We start from the raw sequence: 18,792 nt of genomic DNA, 5'->3' as shown, positions 1-18,792 counted from the left end.
TCGGATGGAGACGACGACTGTGACACGCAAGCTTATCGCCGGCAATTGGAAGATGAATGGCAGCCTGGCGGGCAATGAGGCACTGCTGCAGGCGATCCTGGCCGGGCTGGATGCCGACACCGTGTCGGCAGACGTGGCGGTGTGTGTGCCCGCGCCGTATCTCGCGCAGGTGCAGGCCCTGTGCACGGGCAGCCCGCTCGCCTGGGGGGCGCAAGATGTCTCGGAACACGAAGCGGGCGCCTACACCGGCGAGGTCAGCGCCGCCATGTTGCGGGATTTTGGCTGCCGCTACGTGATCGTGGGCCATTCCGAACGGCGACGCGACCACGGCGAATCCGACGAGGCGGTGGCGCGCAAGGCGCAGCGCGCACTGGCCTGTGGCATCACGCCCATCGTCTGCGTCGGCGAGACCGAGGTGCAGCGCGAGGCGGGCCAGACCGAAGCGGTGGTCAAGCGCCAGCTCGCGGCCGTCATCCACACCGTGGGCCACTGCGTGTCCGAAATCGTCGTCGCCTACGAGCCGGTGTGGGCCATCGGTACCGGACGCACGGCGACGCCCGAGCAGGCGCAAACCGTGCACGCCGTGCTGCGCGCGCAGCTCGGCGCGGCGGTTCCCGAGCCGCGGCGCGTGCGCATCCTGTACGGTGGCAGCATGAACGCGGGCAATGCGGCCGCGCTGCTGGCTCAGCCCGACATCGACGGCGGCCTGATCGGCGGCGCCTCGCTCAAGGCGGAGGAGTTTTTGCGCATCGTGCGCGCCGCGGTCTGATGCGGCGTTCGCCAGCCAATACTTTTGTTTCGTAGGAGTTTTCATGAACGTGCTTTTGACCCTGTTGATGGTGGTGCAGGTGCTGTCCGCGCTGGTAATGATCGGGCTGGTGCTCATGCAGCACGGCAAGGGCGCCGACGCCGGTGCGGCCTTTGGTGGCGGGGCTTCATCCGCCAGCCTGTTCGGGGCCTCGGGTGGCGCCAATTTCTTGTCACGCAGCACGGCCGTGCTGGCAACCGTGTTCCTGGCCTCGACGCTGGCGTTGGCGTTCCTGGGTTATCAGCGGCCGCAGGCGGCCAGCTCCGGCAGCGTGCTCGAGACCGTGCCCGCGGTGCCCATCGAGCCAGCGGTGCCGGCGCCGGCCCAGTCGGGTGGTGCTGCTTCGCAGATCCCGGGCCAGTGAGGTCCCGGCCGCAAGCCGCCCTTGCGGGGAATCCCCTAGCCCTGTGGGGCCCCCAGAATAGGGCGGTTTTCGGGGTACAATGCGGTCCGTCGTCGAGATGACGAACCTCGCTGGTGCGGTGCAGCCAATCCAGCCCTCGACGATGCACCCTTGCCGACGTGGTGGAATTGGTAGACACGCTATCTTGAGGGGGTAGTGGCGAAAGCTGTGCGAGTTCGAGTCTCGCCGTCGGCACCAATCCTGTTACCGATGAAGCGCCCCCAGGGCGCTTTTTGCCGGAGACGACCGTGAGCCTAGAGCAATATTTGCCCGTCCTCCTGTTCATTCTGGTGGGCTTGGCCGTCGGTGTACTCCCTCAGGTATTTGGGTATTTGCTGGGTCCCAATCGTCCGGATCCGGAAAAAAACTCCCCCTACGAGTGTGGCTTCGAGGCCTTCGAAGACGCGCGCATGAAGTTCGATGTGCGCTACTACCTCGTGGCCATCCTCTTCATTCTGTTCGATCTCGAAATCGCATTCCTCATCCCGTGGGCGGTGGCCTTTTCGGACATCGGCGCAACGGGCTTCTGGGCGGGCGTGATGTTCCTGATGATTCTGGTCGTCGGCTTCGTCTACGAGTGGAAGAAGGGCGCGCTGGACTGGGAATGACGCAACCGTTGGCGTGACTCGACAGGCAACACCAGGAGCGGCAGATGATCGAAGGGGTTTTCAAGGAAGGGTTCTTCACCACCAGCTACGACGCGGTGGTGAACTGGGCCAAGACCGGCTCGCTGTGGCCGATGACCTTCGGGCTCGCGTGCTGTGCGGTCGAGATGATGCATGCCGCCACGGCCCGGTACGACATCGCGCGCTTCGGCGCCGAGGTGTTCCGTGCCAGTCCGCGCCAGTCGGACTTGATGATCGTGGCGGGCACACTGTGCAACAAGATGGCGCCCGCGCTGCGCAAGGTCTACGACCAGATGGCCGAGCCGCGCTGGGTGCTGTCCATGGGCTCGTGTGCCAATGGCGGCGGTTACTACCACTACAGCTATTCCGTCGTGCGCGGCTGCGACCGCATCGTCCCGGTGGATGTGTATGTCCCCGGCTGTCCGCCGACGGCCGAGGCGCTGCTGTACGGCATCATCCAGTTGCAGCACAAGATCCGTCGCACCCAAACGATCGCCCGTGTGTGACGGCGGCGCCGATGGCACTGCCCGCGCACCAGGAGTAAACACGATGACCACGACGACGCATGCCGCCGATTGGGCGGCCTTGGCAACCCAGAGCGTGCGCCCGTCCGCCGAGGCGGTACGCGACGCGGTCGCTGCTGCGCTGGGGGAGCGGATTCGCACGTTGAAAGTCAGTCATGACGAGGTCACGGTGGAGGTCGCGGCGGCGGACTACCGGGAAGTGATGCAGACCCTGCGTGACGCCCCGGCGTGCCGCTTCGAGCAGCTTATCGATCTGTGCGGCGTCGATTACTCCACCTATCGCGACGGCGCCTGGGATGGCCCGCGCTTTGCCGTCGTCGTGCATTTGCTGTCGGTCAGCCTGAATCAGCGGCTGCGCGTGCGCACCTTCTGTCCCGACGACGATTTTCCCGTCATCGATTCCGTCACCGCGATCTGGCCGTCGGCCAACTGGTACGAGCGCGAAGCCTTCGACCTGTACGGCATCGTCTTCGAGGGGCACGCCGATTTGCGCCGCATCCTCACCGACTACGGCTTCATCGGTCACCCGTTTCGCAAGGACTTTCCGCTGTCCGGTCACGTCGAGATGCGCTACGACCCCGAGCGCCGGCGCGTCATCTATGAGCCGGTCACGATCGAGCCGCGCGAGATCACGCCACGCATCATCCGCGAAGATTCGTACGGGGGGCTGCACTGAGGGCCGCACGTCCCGAGGGTTGAAACGTCATGGCTGACATCAAGAACTACACCCTGAACTTCGGCCCGCAGCACCCGGCTGCGCACGGTGTGCTGCGTCTGGTGCTGGAGCTCGACGGCGAGGTCGTGCAGCGCGCCGACCCGCACATCGGGTTGTTGCACCGCGCCACCGAAAAGCTCGCCGAGCACAAGACCTACATCCAGTCGCTGCCCTACATGGACCGGCTGGACTACGTCTCGATGATGTGCAACGAGCACGCGTATTGCTTGGCGATCGAGAAGCTCTTGGGCATCGAGGTGCCGATTCGCGCGCAGTACATCCGCGTGATGTTTGCCGAAATCACCCGCTTGCTCAATCACCTGATGTGGCTGGGCTCGCACGGCAACGACTGCGGCAGCTCGACGATCTTGCTGTACTGCTTTCGCGAGCGCGAAGACTTGTTCGACATGTACGAGGCGGTCTCGGGCGCGCGCATGCACGCGGCGTACTTCCGCCCGGGTGGGGTGTACCGCGACTTGCCGGACACGATGCCGCAGTACAAGGTCAGCAAAATCCGCAACGCGCGCCAGCTCGAGGAGCTCAACCGCAACCGCCAGGGTTCGCTGCTGGACTTTATCGACGACTTTACCCAACGCTTCCCCAAGTACCTGGACGAATACCACACGCTGCTGACCGACAACCGCATCTGGAAGCAGCGCACCGTGGGCATCGGTGTTGTCCCGCCCGAGAAAGCGCTGGCCATGGGCATGACCGGCCCCATGCTGCGCGGCTCCGGCATCGCGTGGGACCTGCGCAAGAAGCAGCCCTACGAGGTGTACGACCGGCTCGACTTCGACATCCCGGTGGGCAAGACGGGCGATACCTACGACCGTTATTTGGTGCGCATGGAAGAGATGCGCCAGTCCAACCGCATCATCAAGCAGTGCGTGGACTGGCTGCGCGCCAACCCCGGCCCAGTGATCACCGACAACACCAAGGTCGCGCCGCCCAAGCGCGAGGCGATGAAGGCCGACATGGAGGCGCTCATCCACCACTTCAAGCTCTTCACCGAGGGCTTCCACGTCCCCGAGGGCGAGGCGTACGCGGCGGTCGAGCACCCCAAGGGCGAGTTCGGCATCTACCTCGTCAGCGACGGTGCCAACAAGCCGTATCGCCTCAAAATCCGCGCGCCTGGCTTCGCGCACCTTTCGTGCCTGGATGAAATGGCGCGCGGGCACATGCTGGCCGATGCGGTGGCCATCATCGGCACCATGGACATCGTGTTTGGAGAGATCGACCGATGAGCACCGAACCCCGCACCGCCGAGCCGATGGCACTGTCCGAGGCGATACTGGCGCGCTTTGCCCGCGAGGTGGCCAAATATCCGGCTGACCAGCGGCAATCCGCCGTGATGGCGTGCCTGGCCATCGTGCAGCAAGAATACGGCTGGGTCAGTCCGGCGGCCGAGCTGGGGGTGGCCCAGTATCTGGGCATGCCACCCATCGCGGTGCACGAGGTCACCACCTTCTACAACATGTACAACCAGCAGCCGGTGGGGCGCTTCAAGCTCAACGTCTGCACCAATCTGCCGTGCCAGCTGCGCGGCGGCGGCAAGGCGCTGCAATATCTGGCCGAAAAGCTCGGCGTGCAGCCAGGCGAGACCACGGCCGACGGCGTGTTCACGCTGCAACAAAGTGAGTGTCTGGGCGCGTGTGCCGATGCGCCGGTGATGCTCGTCAACGACCGCCACATGTGCAGCTTTATGTCCAACGATCGGCTCGATCAGCTCATCGACGGACTGCGCCGCACCGCCGCGGAGGAATAGTCATGAAGGCCCATGCGCTTTTGCAACAGTTTCAGGCCACTGGGGTGCAGAGCTGCTTCCACGGCCGGCACATCGCCCCGCAGATCTACGCCGGGCTCGACGGCACCAATTGGCGCCTGAAAGACTACGAGGCACGCGGCGGCTACCAGGCGCTGCGCAAGATTCTGGGCAAGGATGGCGGCGAGGGAATGACCCCCGACCAGGTCATCGCCGAGGTCAAGACCAGCGCGTTGCGTGGCCGCGGCGGTGCGGGCTTTCCGACCGGGCTGAAGTGGAGCTTCATGCCGCGGCAATTTCCAGGCCAGAAATACCTGGTGTGCAACTCCGACGAAGGCGAGCCGGGTACATGCAAGGACCGCGACATCCTCATGTACAACCCGCACATCGTCATCGAAGGGATGGCGATCGCGGCGTACGCAATGGGCATCTCGGTCGGCTACAACTACATCCACGGCGAGATCTTCCAGGTCTACGAGCGTTTCGAGGAGGCACTGGAGGAAGCGCGTGCCGCGGGCTACCTGGGCGAGCGCATCCTGGGCAGTGACTTCAGCTTCCAGCTGCATGCCCACCACGGTTTTGGCGCCTACATCTGCGGCGAGGAAACCGCGCTGCTGGAGTCGCTGGAGGGCAAGAAGGGCCAGCCGCGCTTCAAGCCGCCGTTTCCGGCCAGCTACGGCCTGTATGGCAAGCCCACCACCATCAACAACACCGAAACCTTTGCGGCGGTGCCGTGGATCATCCGCCACGGGGGGCAGGCCTATCTGGAAGTGGGCAAGCCCAACAACGGCGGCACCAAGATCTTCTCGGTCAGCGGTGATGTCGAGCGGCCTGGCAACTACGAGATTCCCCTGGGCACGCCGTTTGCCAAGCTGTTGGAGTTGGCTGGCGGCGTGCGCGGCGGACGGCGGCTCAAGGCTGTCATTCCCGGCGGCTCGTCGGCGCCGGTGCTGCCGGCCGACATCATGATGGACTGCACCATGGACTACGACAGCATCGCCAAGGCGGGGTCGATGCTGGGGTCGGGGGCCGTCATCGTCATGGACGAGACGCGCTGCATGGTCAAGTCGCTGCAGCGGCTGAGTTATTTCTACATGCACGAATCGTGTGGTCAATGCACGCCGTGCCGCGAAGGCACGGGCTGGTTGTGGCGCGTGGTCGATCGCATCGAAAACGGCCAGGGCCGCGCCAGCGACCTGGAGCTGCTCGACAACGTCGCGGAAAACATCATGGGCCGCACCATCTGCGCCTTGGGTGACGCGGCGGCCATGCCCGTGCGCGGCATGATCAAGCATTTCCGGCACGAATTCGAATACCACGTCGAACACAAGACCTGCATGGTCCCGGCGTATGTCTGAGGGAAAGCCCACCATGGTCGAAATCGAACTCGACGGCAAGAAGGTGGAGGTGCCACCGGGCAGCATGGTCATGCATGCGGCCGAAAAAGCCGGCGTCTATATCCCGCACTTCTGCTACCACAAAAAGCTCTCGATCGCGGCCAACTGCCGCATGTGCCTGGTCGACGTGGAGAAGGCGCCCAAGCCCATGCCGGCGTGCGCCACCCCGGTGTCCATGGGCATGGTCGTGCGCACCAAGAGCGAAAAAGCCGTCAAGGCACAAAAAGCGGTGATGGAGTTTTTGCTCATCAACCACCCGCTCGACTGCCCCATCTGCGACCAGGGCGGCGAGTGCCAGTTGCAAGACCTGGCGGTGGGCTACGGCGGCACGCGCTCGCGCTACGAGGAGGAAAAGCGCGTCGTCTTCCACAAGAATGTCGGTCCGCTCATCTCGATGGAGGAGATGAGCCGCTGCATCCACTGCACGCGCTGCGTGCGCTTCGGGCAGGAGATCGCCGGCGTCATGGAGCTCGGCATGAGCCACCGCGGCGAGCACTCCGAGATCGAGACCTTCGTCGGCCAAACGGTCGATTCGGAACTCTCGGGCAACATGATCGACCTGTGCCCCGTCGGTGCGTTGACCAGCAAGCCGTTCCGTTACGCGGCGCGGACCTGGGAGCTGTCGCGGCGCAAGAGCATCAGCCCGCACGACTCCACGGGCGCCAACCTGGTGGTGCAGGTCAAGGGCGACCGGGTGCTGCGCGTGGTGCCGCTGGAAAACGAGGCCGTCAACGAGTGCTGGATTGCGGACCGTGACCGCTTCAGCTACGAGGCGCTCAACGGCCCCGATCGCCTGACGCAGCCCATGATCAAGCAAGGGGGTCAATGGCGCACCGTCGATTGGCAGACCGCGCTGGACTACGTGGCGCACGGCCTGCGGGACGTGCGCGCGCAGCACGGCGCAGGCGCGATCGGGTTGCTGGCCAGCCCACACGCCACGGTGGAAGAGCTGGCGCTGGCCAAGGCACTCATGGACGGTTTGGGCAGCCCGAACATCGATCACCGCCTGCGCGCGGCCGCGTTCGACAACGCGGCACCCGCTGGGCGCGCACGCTGGCTGGGGCGCCCGATCGCGGAACTCTCCACGCTCGACCGCGCCTTCGTCATCGGCTCCAACCTGCGCAAAGACCACCCGCTATTTGCGCAGCGCATCCGGCAGGCGGTGCGCAAAGGGGCGCAGGTGTCGGCCCTGGTGGCTGCGCCGCCGGATTGGGCGATGCCGCTGCACCGCGTGCTGCGCGTGGCGGCAAGCGATTGGGCGGCGGCGCTGGCGCGCGTGGCCGCCGCGGTGGCCGAGGCCCGTGGTGGCGTGCTGCCGGCCGGTGCCGAAGGGGTGACGGCGGATGATGACGCGCGCGCCATCGCGCAGTCGCTGCTCAGCGGTGAGCGCAAGGCCGTGCTGCTGGGTAACGCCGCCGCGCACCACGCGCGCGCGGCCACGCTGCTGGCGCTGGCGCAGTGGATCGCCGAGCAGACCGGCGCCACCTGGGGTTATCTGACGGAGGCGGCCAATACCGTCGGCGCACAGCTCGTTGGCGCGCTGCCGGGCGAGGGCGGCAAGGACGCGGCGGCGATGCTCAGCGGTGGGCTCCGCGCCGTCGTGTTGCTGGGCGTCGAGCCCGGGGTCGACACCGCGCTGGCTGGCCAGGCGCTGGCGGACGCCGGTATGGTCGTCACGCTCAGTCCGTTCCAGGCCAACCTCGACATCAGCGACGTGCTGCTGCCGATTGCGCCGTTTACCGAGACGTCGGGGTCGTTCGTCAACGCCGAGGGGCGGCTGCAGAGCTTCCAGGCGGTGGTCAAGCCGCTGGGCGAGACGCGCCCGGCGTGGAAGGTGCTGCGTGTACTGGGCAACCTGCTGGGCCTGGCGGGGTTCGAGCAGACCTCGTCGCAGGAGGTGCTGGCGCAGGTGGTGCCGGGTGTGGCCAGTGGCGATTTCGTGCCCGGCGAGCGGCTGGACAACCGGGCCCGCGGCCCGATCGACCTCTCGCCTGCGGCCGGTGAGCCCTGTGTGGCTGCGATTTATCAGCTCGACGCCCTGGTGCGCCGAGCTCCGGCGCTGCAGGCAACGGCGGACGGCCGTGCCGCTCGCGCCAACGCTCAAGGAGTGTGTGCATGATCGACACCCTCTACCAAGGTGGGCTGCAGCTCAGTTCGGCGGCTTGGTGGACCCAGGCGGGTTGGCCCGTGGTCTGGATCCTGCTCAAGATCGTGGCGCTGCTGGCCCCGCTGATGCTGCTGGTGGCCTACCTCACGTGGTGGGAGCGGCGCTTGCTCGGCTTCATGCAGGTGCGCCTGGGCCCCAACCGGGTGGGGCCGTTCGGGTTGCTGCAGCCGATTGCTGATGCGCTAAAGCTGCTGACGAAAGAACTGATCCGCCCCACGGCCGCCAATGGCGGGTTGTTCCGGCTCGGCCCCATCATGGCCATCATGCCGGCGCTGGCGGCGTGGGTGGCGGTGCCGTTCGGCCCAGACGTGGTGTTGGCCAACGTCAACGCTGGACTGCTCGTCATCCTGGCCATCACGTCCATCGAGGTGTACGGCGTCATCATCGCGGGTTGGGCCTCCAACTCCAAGTACGCGTTCCTCGGCGCGTTGCGTGCGTCGGCGCAGATGGTCAGTTATGAGATCGCCATCGGTTTTTGCTTCCTCGTCGTCGTCATGACCGCCGGTAGCCTGAACCTGGCCGACATCGTCGCCTCGCAAGCGCGCGGCACGGGTGCCGACCTGGGGCTGAACTTCCTGTCTTGGAACTGGCTGCCGCTGTTGCCGATCTTCATGGTGTACCTGATCTCGGCGGTGGCCGAGACGAATCGCCACCCGTTCGACGTCGTCGAGGGCGAGGCCGAGATCGTCGCCGGTCACATGGTCGAATACTCGGGCATGGGCTTTGCCATCTTCTTCCTGGCCGAGTACGCCAGCATGTGGCTGGTGTCGATCCTGGCGGTGCTCATGTTCCTGGGTGGGTGGTTGCCGCCAATCGACAGCGCCGTCTTCAACGCCATCCCCGGCTGGATCTGGCTGGGGCTCAAGACCACGATCGTGGTGTCCCTGTTCATTTGGATCCGCGCCACGTTCCCGCGTTTTCGCTACGACCAGATCATGCGTCTGGGCTGGAAGATTTTCATTCCGGTGACGCTCATTTGGCTGCTGCTCGTGGGCGCCGTGATGCAGACGCCGTGGAACCCTTGGAAGTGAAGGAGCGCACATCCATGTCCGCCACCACCGCCGTCGCCCCGTTTTCGCTCAAGGACTTCTTCAAGAGCTTTTTGCTCGTCGAGCTGTTCAAAGGCATGGCCCTGACCGGTCGCTATGCGCTGCGGCGCAAGGTGACGGTGCAGTTCCCAGAGGAAAAAACTCCGCTGTCGCCACGCTTTCGTGGCCTGCACGCGCAGCGTCGCTACCCCAATGGCGAGGAGCGCTGCATCGCCTGCAAGCTGTGTGAAGCGGTGTGCCCTGCGATGGCCATTACCATCGAGTCGGCGCAGCGCGAGGATGGCACCCGCCGCACCACGCGCTACGACATCGACCTGACCAAGTGCATCTTCTGCGGGTTCTGTGAGGAAGCCTGCCCGGTGGACGCGATCGTCGAGACGCACATCTTCGAGTACCACGGCGAAAAGCGCGGGGATCTGTACTTCACCAAGGACATGCTGCTGGCCATTGGCGACCGCTACGAGAAAGAAATCGCTGCCGCCAAGGCGGCCGATGCGAAGTACCGCTGACTCCGGCCATTGCACGAGCACATCATGGATTTCGTCTCAGGGTTTTTCTACGTTTTCTCGGCGGTGCTGCTGTTTGCCGCGTTGCGCGTCATCACCGCGCGCAACCCGGTGCACGCGGTGCTGTACCTGATGCTGGCCTTCTCGCAGGCGGCCGCGCTGTGGTTGCTGCTCAAGGCCGAGTTTCTCGGCATCGCGCTGGTGCTGGTTTACCTGGGCGCGGTCATGGTGCTGTTCCTGTTCGTCGTGATGATGCTCGACATCAACGTCGACGCCATGCGCGCCGGGTTCTGGAGACACCTGCCGCTGGCGCTCCTGCTCGGGGCACTGGTCAGTATCGAGCTGATCGCCGTGCTGTGGGCGGGCTTCCCGACCGCGACCGTCGATGCGGCCGTCGCCACCACGGCCATGCACGCGCCAGACCATAACAACACCCATGCGCTCGGCGTGTTGCTCTATCGCGACTACCTGTATCCGATCCAGGTGGCGGCGGTGATTCTGCTGGTGGCCATGGTGGCGGCGATCGCGTTGACGTTGCGCGGACGCAAGGACACCAAGACCATCGATCCGGGCGTGCAGGTGCGCGTCAAGGCCAGCGACCGCCTGCAGGTGCTGCGTGTGCCTCCCGCCACCGTCGCTGCCGCTGACGCGGCCAAGGAGGAGCAAGCATGAGTACCCTCGGCACCCTCGGGGTGGGACATTTTCTGTCCGTGGGCGCGATCCTGTTCGCGCTGTCGGTGGTGGGGATCTTCCTCAACCGCAAGAACCTGATCGTGCTGTTGATGGCGATCGAGCTGATGCTGCTCGCGGTCAACCTCAATTTCGTGGCGTTTGCTCACTATCTGGGCGACCTGCACGGACAGATCTTCGTCTTTTTCATCCTGACCGTGGCAGCGGCGGAGTCGGCCATCGGCCTGGCGATCCTGGTGCTGCTGTTCCGCAACAAGTCGTCGATTGACGTCGAGACGCTCAACACCCTCAAGGGTTGACGCGCATCCCGGACCCCACGCGACCCACACCATGACGACCCTTTCCTCAAGCATGTTGCTGGCCGTGCCGCTGGCCCCGCTCGTCGGGGCGGCCGCCGCCGGCATTCTGGGCACGAAGTTTGGCGGCAACTGGATCGGCCGGCGCTGGTCCCACAGTTTGACCATTCTGGGGGTGCTGGTTTCCTTCGTCCTGTCGGCGATCACGCTCAAGCGCGTGGCGCTCGACGGCGCCTACTTCGACCAAACGATCTACGAATGGATGGTCATCGGCGGCCTGAAGATGGAGATCGGCTTTTTGGTCGATGGTCTGACGGCGATGATGATGTGCGTCGTGACCTTCGTGTCGCTCATGGTGCACATCTACACCATCGGCTACATGGAGGATGACGCGGGCTACAACCGGTTCTTCGCCTATATCTCGCTATTCACGTTCTCCATGCTCATGCTGGTCATGAGCAACAACCTGCTGCAGCTCTTCTTCGGCTGGGAGGCGGTGGGCCTGGTGTCGTACCTGCTGATCGGCTTTTGGTTCAACAAGCCGACGGCCATCTTCGCCAACATGAAGGCCTTTCTCGTCAACCGGGTGGGCGACTTCGGCTTCATCCTCGGCATCGGCCTGTTGGTGGCCTACACCGGCACGCTCAACTACAACGAGATTTTCGACAAAGCGCCGGCGTTGGCCGCGATCGAGTTCCCGTGGTACGTCTTCGGGCAAGAGGCCATGCTCGTCACCGTGATCGGGATTTGCCTGTTCATCGGCGCCATGGGCAAGAGCGCGCAGTTTCCGCTGCACGTCTGGCTGCCGGACTCGATGGAAGGCCCGACGCCGATTTCGGCCCTGATCCACGCCGCCACCATGGTGACGGCGGGCATCTTCATGGTCGCGCGTATGTCGCCGCTGTACGAGCTGTCGGACGCTGCGCTCAACTTCATTCTGGTCATCGGCGCCATCACGGCCTTCTTCATGGGGCTGCTGGGCATCATCCAAAACGACATCAAGCGCGTGGTGGCCTACTCCACGCTGTCACAGCTCGGGTACATGACGGTGGCGCTGGGCGCATCGGCGTACTCGGTGGCGGTGTTCCACCTGATGACGCACGCGTTCTTCAAGGCGCTGCTGTTCCTGGCGGCGGGCTCGGTCATCATTGGTATGCACCACAACCAGGACATCCGCTACATGGGTGGCCTGCGCAAGTACATGCCCATCACGTGGATCACCTTCTTGCTGGGCACGCTGGCGCTGGTGGGCACGCCGTTGTTCTCGGGCTTTTACTCCAAGGACGCGATCATCGAGGTGGCGCGTTTCAGCAACCTTCCGGCCTCGGGTCTGGCCTACGCGGCGGTGCTGGCTGGGGTGTTCGTGACGTCGTTCTACTCGTTCCGGCTGTATTTCCTGGTTTTCCACGGGCCGGAGCGCTACGACCAGAATCCGGACGCTCACCACGGGCACCACGGCGACCATGACGATGGCGACGGCAAGCCGCACGAGTCGCCGTGGGTGGTGACCGCGCCGCTGCTGCTGCTGGCGGTGCCGTCGGTGGTCATCGGCTACCTGACGATCGAGCCGATGCTGTTTGGTGACTTCTTGGCCGCGTCCATCGAGGTGCACGCGGACAAGCACCCGGCGATGGCGAAGTTTGCCGAGACCTTCCACGGGCCGCTGGCCATGGCGCTGCACGCCTTTAGCACCCCGCCGCTGTATCTGGCCGTCGCCGGTGCCGTCACCGCGTGGTATCTGTACCTGGTGCGCCCCGAGTTGCCGGCACGCATCGCCACGGCCCTGCGTCCGCTGGTCGTCGTGCTGGAAAACAAGTACTACATGGACTGGATCAACGAGCACATCATCGCCCGCGCGGCCCGTGCCATCGGCGTGGGGCTGTGGAAGGGCGGCGACCGCGGCGTGATCGAGACCGGCATCGTCAACCTGAGCTGGAAGGTCGTTGGGGCCGTCGCTGGCCTCGTGCGTCGGGTGCAGACCGGCTATCTCTACCACTACGCCTTCGTGATGATTTTGGGCGTCCTGGCTTTCATGACTTACTTCGTCTGGCTCGCCAAATAAGGAGAACGAGAGCATGGGTTTGCTGAGCCTTGCGATTTGGACGCCGATCCTTTTTGGCGTCGTGCTGCTCGCGATGGGCCGTGACGAACACGCCCCCGTGGTGCGCTGGGTGGCCTTGATTGGCGCGCTGTTGGGGTTGGCGGTGACGGTGCCGCTCTACACCGGTTTCGAGGTCGGCTCGGCGGCGATGCAGTTCGTCGAGCGTGCGCCGTGGATCGAACGCTTCAACGTTCACTACCACCTGGGGGTGGATGGGATCTCGCTGTGGCTGATCCTGCTGACGGCGTTCATCACCGTCATCGTCGTGATCGCCGGCTGGGAAGTGATCACCGAGCGCGTCAACCAGTACATGGGCGCGTTCCTGATCCTGTCCGGGCTGATGATCGGTGTGTTCGCGTCGCTCGATGCGATGCTGTTCTACATCTTCTTCGAAGCCACGCTCATCCCGATGTACATCATCATCGGCATCTGGGGTGGCCCGAACAAGATCTACGCGGCGTTCAAGTTCTTCCTCTACACGCTGCTGGGCTCGCTGCTGATGCTGGTGGCCCTGATCTACCTCTACAACGCTTCCGGTGGCAGCTTCGATCTGGCCACGTGGTACCGGCTGCCACTGTCGGCCGAGGTGCAAACGGCGCTGTTCTTCGCCTTCTTGGCGGCGTTCGCGGTCAAGGTGCCGATGTGGCCGGTGCACACCTGGTTGCCGGATGTGCACGTGGAGGCGCCCACGGGCGGGTCGGCGGTGCTGGCGGCGATCATGCTCAAGCTGGGCGCGTACGGTTTTCTGCGCTTTTCGCTGCCCATCACGCCCGATGCCTCGCATCAGTGGGCCGATCTGATGATCGCGCTGTCGCTGGTGGCGGTGATCTACGTGGGGCTGGTGGCCATGGTGCAGCAGGACATGAAAAAGCTGGTCGCGTATTCGTCCGTGGCGCACATGGGCTTCGTGACGCTGGGTTTTTTCCTGTTCAACGACCTGGGCGTCTCGGGCGCCATCGTGCAGATGATCGCGCACGGTTTCGTGTCGGCGGCCATGTTCCTGTGCATCGGCGTGCTGTACGACCGGGTGCACTCGCGTGAGATCCGCGACTACGGCGGCGTGCTCAACACCATGCCGGCGTTCGGGGCGTTCGCGCTGCTGTTCGTCATGGCCAATGCGGGGTTGCCGGGCACCGCGGGCTTCGTCGGCGAATGGATGGTGATCCTGGCGGCGGTCAAGGTCAACTTCTGGGTGGGGTTGCTCGCGGCCACGTCGCTCATCCTGGGTGCGGCGTATTCGCTGTGGATGTTCAAGCGCGTCTACCTCGGTGCGCCGGTGCACGAGCACGTCAAGGCGCTCAAGGACATCAACGCGCGTGAGTTCTTGGTGCTGGCGTTGCTGGCGGTCATGGTGCTGTACTTCGGCATTCACCCGAAACCGTTCACCGACGTCATGGATCCGGCGGTGCAGCAGTTGCTGCAGCACGTCAAGGTCTCCAAACTGGGTTGACGTGTCGGCCTATTTGTTACAGAAAGCGTTCGTCACATGATTGATGCCGTTAGCTGGGCCACGGCCACCCCCGAGCTGTTGCTGCTCGCCATGGCGTGCGTGATCGCCCTTTTCGACCTGTTCGTCGACACCCCGTTGCGCGACTCCACCTATCGCTTGACCCAGTTGACGCTGGCGGTCGTGGCGGGGCTGGAAGCGTACCTGGCGCTCAGCGGCCAGACCCTGGTCGGCTTCGGGGGCATGATCGTGAGCGACCCGATGGGCGCCTGGCTCAAGTGTTTCGCGACCGTGGCGCTCATGGTGACGCTGGTGTACGCGCGTCCCTACGCCGGTGCGCGCGACATGCTGCGCGGCGGCGAGCTGTTTACGCTGTCGCTGTTTGCGCTGCTGGGCATGTTCATCATGATCTCGGGCCACCACTTCCTGGTCATCTACCTGGGGTTGGAGCTGCTGACGTTGTCCAGCTACGCCCTGGTGGCGCTGCGGCGTGACGACGTGCGCGCCACCGAGGCGGCGATGAAGTACTTCGTGCTCGGTGCGCTGGCCAGCGGTTTTCTGCTCTATGGTCTGTCGCTGGTCTACGGCGCCACGGGCAGCCTGGGGGTGACGCAGGTCGCGCACGCCGTTCAGGCCGGGGTGGCGCAGCCGTCGGTGCTGATGTTGGGGGTCGTGTTCGTGGTCGCGGGGCTGGCGTTCAAGCTGGGCGTGGTGCCGTTCCACATGTGGGTGCCGGATATCTATCACGGCGCCCCCACGGCCATCACGCTGTTGATTGGTAGCGCGCCGAAGCTGGCCGCGTTCGCCATCGTCGTGCGGCTGCTGGCCGAGGCGATGCCCGCCGTGGCGGCCGACTGGCAGCAGATGCTGGCGGTGCTGGCGGTGGCGTCGCTGCTGGTGGGCAACCTGGCCGCGGTGGCGCAGCGCAACTTCAAGCGCATGCTGGCGTTTTCCACCATCGCGCAGATGGGCTTCATGCTGCTGGCACTGGTGGGCGGCGTGGTCGGCGGCGACGCATCGGGCATGGGCGACGCCTACGGCGCGGCGATGTTCTACGTCGTCACCTATGTGCTGACGACGCTGGCCACGTTCGGTGTGATGCTGCTGCTGGCGCGCGAAGGCTTCGAGTCGGAGGAGATCGAGGACTTCGCGGGCCTGAACCAACGCAGCCCGCTCTACGCCGGGGTGTTGGCTGCGTGCATGTTCTCGCTCGCCGGTGTGCCACCGCTGGTCGGCTTCTACGCCAAGTTGGCGGTGTTGCAGGCCTTGTTGGCTGCGGGCGGCGGGGTCTACGTCGGGTTGGCGGTGTTTGCGGTGCTCGCGTCGCTGGTCGGGGCGTTCTACTATTTGCGCGTCGTCAAGGTCATGTATTTCGATGCGCCCACGCAAACCGCGCCCATCGCGGCGCCGCTGCCGGTGCGGGCGGTGCTGTCGGTCAATGGTGCTTTGGTGCTGCTGCTGGGGTTGCTGCCTGGCGGTCTGATGACACTGTGTGTCCAGGCCGTGCGCTCGGTCTTGTGAGGCAGGTTAGACTGCAGGCATGAGTCTGGATACTGCCGTTTGGCTGGTCATCGCGCTGGCGCTCGTGGGCGCCAACTTGCCGTTCATCAACGAGCGCTGGCTGGCGCTGCTGCCCGCGCGGGGGGGGGCCAAGCCCTTGTGGGGACGGGTGGCCGAGCTGGTGGTGCTCTATGGGCTGGTCGGGGGCCTGGCGCTGGCGCTGGAGCAGCATCTCGGCCAGATTTACCCTCAGGGTTGGGAGTTTTACGCCATCACGGCGTCCATGTTCCTGACCTTTGCCTTCCCCGGCTTCGTCTACCGTTATCTGGCGCGGCGTTGAGCGTGGCGGCTCCGATGAACGACCCGACCGCACGCGCCGCGCTCGTGCCCGATCGGCATCCTCCTCATCTGGCCGAACGCACGGTCGAGGAGGCGCAGGTATGGCACGGATCCTTCCTGTCGCTGCGGCGGGATGTGGTGGCGCTGCCGGATGGGCGCCGCGCGGTGCGCGAGTACATCCAGCACCCGGGCGCGGTGATGGTGGTGCCCGTACTGGACGATGGGCGCCTGGTGCTCGAGCGCCAGTACCGCTACCCCGTGCGGCGGGCGATGATCGAATTTCCGGCCGGCAAGCTCGACCCGGGCGAATCGGCCTTTGCGTGCGCGGAGCGTGAGTTGCGCGAGGAAACCGGCTACCAGGCGGATGAGTGGGCGCGCGCGGGTGTGTTGCACCCCGCGATCGGGTATGCGGACGAGTTCATCGAGATCTGGTTTGCGCGCCGGCTGCAAGCCGGTGAGCGCGCGCTCGATGACGGAGAGCAGCTCGATGTGCTGGCGGTGCCGCCCGACGAGCTGCTGCAGGCGGTGTGCGCGGGCGAGGTGACCGACGGCAAAACCCTGGCGGCGCTGCTGTGGTGGCAGAACGTCGCCAGTGGCGCCTGGCCCTTGGCGTGGCGTGCGGCGGCGCAGTGGCGTGCCATGGCGCCCGGCGCGCAGGAGGCGGTGCCGTGAAAGTGCTCGACCTCGGGTGCCCCCACGGGCATGTATTCGAGGGTTGGTTTGCCTCGGAGGAGGACTTTCAGTCCCAGCGCGAGCGCGGCCTGATCGAATGCCCGGTCTGTGGCGACCAGGGCATCGAAAAGCGTTTGAGTGCGCCTCGCGTGCAGACCCGGCGCAGCGAGCCGCCACCCGCGGCCCAGCCCGATCCTGAGCACGCGTCGACCGAACGACAAGCACGCTTGCTGCAAGCGCTGCGGGCGTGGGTGCGCGACAGCGAAGACGTGGGCGAACGCTTTGCGGAACGCGCCCGCGCCATGCACCAGGGGCTGGAGCCCGCGCGCAACATCCGCGGGGTGGCCACGCCGGACGAGGCCGTCGCGCTCGTCGAGGAGGGGGTGCCCATCCTGCCGCTGCCCGACGTGCCGTTGCTCAAAGAGCCGCTGCAATGAGCGGCTCTTGGCGCGGCCGCCAGCCGCTCAAGGATAGAGCCCGCGCAGGTCGCGCGCGCGCAGGATGCGCTCGCACGCCACGATAAAGGTGGCGGTGCGCAAGCTGACGCCCTTGTCGTCGGCCACGTGCCAGACGGCGTCCAGCGCCCCCTTCATGATGGCCACCAGGCGCTGGTTGATTTCTTCTTCGCTCCAGAAGAAGCTGGAGAAATCCTGCACCCACTCGAAGTAGCTCACCGTCACGCCGCCGGCGTTGGCCACCACGTCCGGAATCACGAGCACGCCGCGCTCGCGCAGGATGTCGTCTGCCTCGGGCGTGGTCGGGCCGTTCGCGCCCTCGATCACCATGCGCGCCGTGATGCGGTGCGCGTTGGCGCGCGTAATCTGTTGCTCCAGTGCGGCAGGGATCAGAATGTCACACGGCACATCCCAGAAGGCGTCGCGCTCGATCGCTTCGGCCGCCTCGAAACCCGCGACGCTGCCGTGGCGCTTGGCGTGCGCCAGCAGCGCCGGGATGTCCAGGCCGGCCTCGCGGTAGACGCAGCCGGCGTGGTCCTGCACTGCCACCACGCGCGCGCCGGCCTCGGCAAAAAGCTTGGCGGCGATGCCACCCACGTTGCCAAACCCCTGCACCGCCACACGCGCGCCCGCAAGATCGAGTCCGATGCGCCGCGCTGCCTCCGCCCCCACGGTGAAGACGCCGCGGCCGGTGGCCTCGTGGCGCCCCAGGGACCCCCCGAGGCTGATCGGCTTGCCCGTCACGACGCCAGTGGCCGTTTCCCCCACGTTCATCGAGTAGGTGTCCATCATCCAGGCCATCACGCGCTCGTTGGTATTGACGTCGGGCGCCGGGATGTCCTTCGTGGGGCCGATGATGAGGCCGATTTCGCTCGTGTAGCGGCGCGTGACGCGCTCGAGCTCCCCCATCGAGAGCCGGCGTGGATCGACGCGCACACCTCCTTTGGCACCGCCGAACGGCACGTTGACCGCGGCGTTCTTGATCGACATCCACGCGGCCAGCGCCATCACCTCGGACAGCGTCACGTCCTGGTGAAAGCGCACGCCGCCCTTGCCCGGCCCGCGCGAGGTGTTGTGCTGCACGCGGTAGCCCTCGAAGTGCGCCACCGTGCCGTCGTCCATCATGATGGGGACATCGACGACCAGGATGCGCTTGGGGCGTTTGAGCGTCTCCACCCAGCGGGCCAGGTTGCCCAGGTAGGGGGTGACGCGATCGACTTGTTGCAAGAAGATGCCCCAGGGGCCCAAGTGGTTGGGGTCGAGGTACGAGGGCAGGGCGTGGCCAGAGGCGGCCGTGGTTGGGTGCTGTGTCATGTCAGCGGAAAAAAGAGTCGA

The 18,792-nt window shown here is 65.5% G+C and carries 20 protein-coding genes and 1 tRNA gene; 20 read left to right on the top strand and 1 reads right to left on the bottom strand.

Annotated elements, in window-relative coordinates:
* Positions 1–4 precede the first annotated feature (4 nt).
* The 20 genes from tpiA (at position 5) to ACPYIS_RS12780 (ending at position 17,439) form a co-directional block, all read left to right on the top strand.
* Positions 5–769: a triose-phosphate isomerase gene (tpiA, locus tag ACPYIS_RS12875; protein WP_424894543.1), complete on the top strand. Its 765-nt coding sequence runs from the start codon at positions 5–7 to the stop codon at positions 767–769.
* A gap of 43 nt (positions 770–812) precedes the next feature.
* Positions 813–1,172 carry a preprotein translocase subunit SecG gene (secG, locus tag ACPYIS_RS12870; RefSeq protein ID WP_299019083.1) on the top strand — a complete coding sequence of 120 codons (360 nt, stop codon included), beginning with the start codon at positions 813–815 and terminating at the stop codon, positions 1,170–1,172.
* 152 nt (positions 1,173–1,324) lie between these two features.
* A tRNA-Leu gene (locus ACPYIS_RS12865) sits at positions 1,325–1,409 on the top strand.
* 50 nt (positions 1,410–1,459) lie between these two features.
* Positions 1,460–1,819 carry an NADH-quinone oxidoreductase subunit A gene (locus tag ACPYIS_RS12860; RefSeq protein ID WP_299019085.1) on the top strand — a complete coding sequence of 120 codons (360 nt, stop codon included), beginning with the start codon at positions 1,460–1,462 and terminating at the stop codon, positions 1,817–1,819.
* A 44-nt stretch (positions 1,820–1,863) separates the two neighbouring features.
* Positions 1,864–2,343, top strand: coding sequence for a NuoB/complex I 20 kDa subunit family protein (locus ACPYIS_RS12855; RefSeq protein WP_143900744.1), 480 nt, complete (start codon positions 1,864–1,866; stop codon positions 2,341–2,343).
* 43 nt (positions 2,344–2,386) lie between these two features.
* On the top strand, positions 2,387–3,037 hold the full coding sequence (locus ACPYIS_RS12850; protein ID WP_424894544.1) for an NADH-quinone oxidoreductase subunit C: 651 nt from the start codon (positions 2,387–2,389) through the stop codon (positions 3,035–3,037).
* Between the two features lie 29 nt (positions 3,038–3,066).
* The gene (locus ACPYIS_RS12845) at positions 3,067–4,320 is read left to right on the top strand and encodes an NADH-quinone oxidoreductase subunit D (protein ID WP_299019088.1); all 1,254 of its coding nucleotides are present in this window, start codon (positions 3,067–3,069) and stop codon (positions 4,318–4,320) included.
* Positions 4,317–4,841 (top strand): NADH-quinone oxidoreductase subunit NuoE, encoded by a 525-nt coding sequence (gene nuoE / locus ACPYIS_RS12840; protein WP_299019090.1) that lies wholly within the window; start codon positions 4,317–4,319, stop codon positions 4,839–4,841. The genes ACPYIS_RS12845 and nuoE overlap by 4 nt, the downstream gene beginning before the upstream one ends.
* Positions 4,842–4,843: 2 nt before the next feature.
* The gene (nuoF, locus tag ACPYIS_RS12835) at positions 4,844–6,196 is read left to right on the top strand and encodes an NADH-quinone oxidoreductase subunit NuoF (RefSeq protein ID WP_424858968.1); all 1,353 of its coding nucleotides are present in this window, start codon (positions 4,844–4,846) and stop codon (positions 6,194–6,196) included.
* A 13-nt stretch (positions 6,197–6,209) separates the two neighbouring features.
* Complete coding sequence (gene nuoG, locus ACPYIS_RS12830) at positions 6,210–8,354, top strand: NADH-quinone oxidoreductase subunit NuoG (protein ID WP_424858969.1); 2,145 nt, start codon at positions 6,210–6,212, stop codon at positions 8,352–8,354.
* A complete protein-coding gene (gene nuoH / locus ACPYIS_RS12825) occupies positions 8,351–9,433 on the top strand; it encodes an NADH-quinone oxidoreductase subunit NuoH (protein ID WP_424858970.1) in 1,083 nt (360 codons plus the stop codon). Before nuoG ends, nuoH begins: the two co-directional genes overlap by 4 nt.
* A 14-nt stretch (positions 9,434–9,447) precedes the next feature.
* Positions 9,448–9,960 (top strand): NADH-quinone oxidoreductase subunit NuoI, encoded by a 513-nt coding sequence (gene nuoI, locus ACPYIS_RS12820; protein ID WP_424858971.1) that lies wholly within the window; start codon positions 9,448–9,450, stop codon positions 9,958–9,960.
* A 24-nt stretch (positions 9,961–9,984) separates the two neighbouring features.
* On the top strand, positions 9,985–10,629 hold the full coding sequence (locus ACPYIS_RS12815) for an NADH-quinone oxidoreductase subunit J (RefSeq protein ID WP_299018811.1): 645 nt from the start codon (positions 9,985–9,987) through the stop codon (positions 10,627–10,629).
* Complete coding sequence (nuoK, locus tag ACPYIS_RS12810; protein ID WP_299018810.1) at positions 10,626–10,946, top strand: NADH-quinone oxidoreductase subunit NuoK; 321 nt, start codon at positions 10,626–10,628, stop codon at positions 10,944–10,946. The genes ACPYIS_RS12815 and nuoK overlap by 4 nt, the downstream gene beginning before the upstream one ends.
* Before the next feature lie 31 nt (positions 10,947–10,977).
* Positions 10,978–13,005 (top strand): NADH-quinone oxidoreductase subunit L, encoded by a 2,028-nt coding sequence (gene nuoL / locus ACPYIS_RS12805; protein ID WP_299018809.1) that lies wholly within the window; start codon positions 10,978–10,980, stop codon positions 13,003–13,005.
* Between the two features lie 13 nt (positions 13,006–13,018).
* A complete protein-coding gene (locus ACPYIS_RS12800) occupies positions 13,019–14,494 on the top strand; it encodes an NADH-quinone oxidoreductase subunit M (protein WP_424858972.1) in 1,476 nt (491 codons plus the stop codon).
* 36 nt (positions 14,495–14,530) lie between these two features.
* The gene (nuoN, locus tag ACPYIS_RS12795; protein WP_299018807.1) at positions 14,531–16,012 is read left to right on the top strand and encodes an NADH-quinone oxidoreductase subunit NuoN; all 1,482 of its coding nucleotides are present in this window, start codon (positions 14,531–14,533) and stop codon (positions 16,010–16,012) included.
* Positions 16,013–16,031: 19 nt separating this feature from the next.
* Complete coding sequence (locus ACPYIS_RS12790) at positions 16,032–16,331, top strand: DUF2818 family protein (protein ID WP_424858973.1); 300 nt, start codon at positions 16,032–16,034, stop codon at positions 16,329–16,331.
* Between the two features lie 14 nt (positions 16,332–16,345).
* A complete protein-coding gene (locus ACPYIS_RS12785; protein ID WP_424858974.1) occupies positions 16,346–17,002 on the top strand; it encodes an NUDIX domain-containing protein in 657 nt (218 codons plus the stop codon).
* Entirely contained in the window at positions 16,999–17,439 is a 441-nt protein-coding gene (locus ACPYIS_RS12780; RefSeq protein ID WP_424858975.1) for a DUF1178 family protein, read from the top strand. The genes ACPYIS_RS12785 and ACPYIS_RS12780 overlap by 4 nt, the downstream gene beginning before the upstream one ends.
* Positions 17,440–17,466: 27 nt before the next feature.
* On the opposite strand, the gene ACPYIS_RS12775 is transcribed toward ACPYIS_RS12780, so the two are convergent.
* Positions 17,467–18,771, bottom strand: coding sequence for a Glu/Leu/Phe/Val family dehydrogenase (locus ACPYIS_RS12775; RefSeq protein ID WP_424894545.1), 1,305 nt, complete (start codon positions 18,769–18,771; stop codon positions 17,467–17,469).
* Positions 18,772–18,792 lie beyond the last annotated feature (21 nt).

This window comes from Tepidimonas sp. HKU78 (genome assembly GCF_049860815.1).
GTDB lineage: Bacteria > Pseudomonadota > Gammaproteobacteria > Burkholderiales > Burkholderiaceae_C > Tepidimonas.
The sequence above is the reverse complement of the archived record's forward strand: the minus strand, read 5'-3'. Positions and strand labels throughout refer to the sequence as shown.

Coding starts and splice junctions, on each gene's coding strand:
- tpiA (WP_424894543.1), top strand. CDS start 5: ATGGAGACGACGACTGTGACACGCAAGCTTATCGCCGGCAATTGGAAG.
- secG (WP_299019083.1), top strand. CDS start 813: ATGAACGTGCTTTTGACCCTGTTGATGGTGGTGCAGGTGCTGTCCGCG.
- ACPYIS_RS12855 (WP_143900744.1), top strand. CDS start 1,864: ATGATCGAAGGGGTTTTCAAGGAAGGGTTCTTCACCACCAGCTACGAC.
- ACPYIS_RS12850 (WP_424894544.1), top strand. CDS start 2,387: ATGACCACGACGACGCATGCCGCCGATTGGGCGGCCTTGGCAACCCAG.
- ACPYIS_RS12845 (WP_299019088.1), top strand. CDS start 3,067: ATGGCTGACATCAAGAACTACACCCTGAACTTCGGCCCGCAGCACCCG.
- nuoE (WP_299019090.1), top strand. CDS start 4,317: ATGAGCACCGAACCCCGCACCGCCGAGCCGATGGCACTGTCCGAGGCG.
- nuoF (WP_424858968.1), top strand. CDS start 4,844: ATGAAGGCCCATGCGCTTTTGCAACAGTTTCAGGCCACTGGGGTGCAG.
- nuoG (WP_424858969.1), top strand. CDS start 6,210: ATGGTCGAAATCGAACTCGACGGCAAGAAGGTGGAGGTGCCACCGGGC.
- nuoH (WP_424858970.1), top strand. CDS start 8,351: ATGATCGACACCCTCTACCAAGGTGGGCTGCAGCTCAGTTCGGCGGCT.
- nuoI (WP_424858971.1), top strand. CDS start 9,448: ATGTCCGCCACCACCGCCGTCGCCCCGTTTTCGCTCAAGGACTTCTTC.
- ACPYIS_RS12815 (WP_299018811.1), top strand. CDS start 9,985: ATGGATTTCGTCTCAGGGTTTTTCTACGTTTTCTCGGCGGTGCTGCTG.
- nuoK (WP_299018810.1), top strand. CDS start 10,626: ATGAGTACCCTCGGCACCCTCGGGGTGGGACATTTTCTGTCCGTGGGC.
- nuoL (WP_299018809.1), top strand. CDS start 10,978: ATGACGACCCTTTCCTCAAGCATGTTGCTGGCCGTGCCGCTGGCCCCG.
- ACPYIS_RS12800 (WP_424858972.1), top strand. CDS start 13,019: ATGGGTTTGCTGAGCCTTGCGATTTGGACGCCGATCCTTTTTGGCGTC.
- nuoN (WP_299018807.1), top strand. CDS start 14,531: ATGATTGATGCCGTTAGCTGGGCCACGGCCACCCCCGAGCTGTTGCTG.
- ACPYIS_RS12790 (WP_424858973.1), top strand. CDS start 16,032: ATGAGTCTGGATACTGCCGTTTGGCTGGTCATCGCGCTGGCGCTCGTG.
- ACPYIS_RS12785 (WP_424858974.1), top strand. CDS start 16,346: ATGAACGACCCGACCGCACGCGCCGCGCTCGTGCCCGATCGGCATCCT.
- ACPYIS_RS12775 (WP_424894545.1), bottom strand. CDS start 18,771: ATGACACAGCACCCAACCACGGCCGCCTCTGGCCACGCCCTGCCCTCG.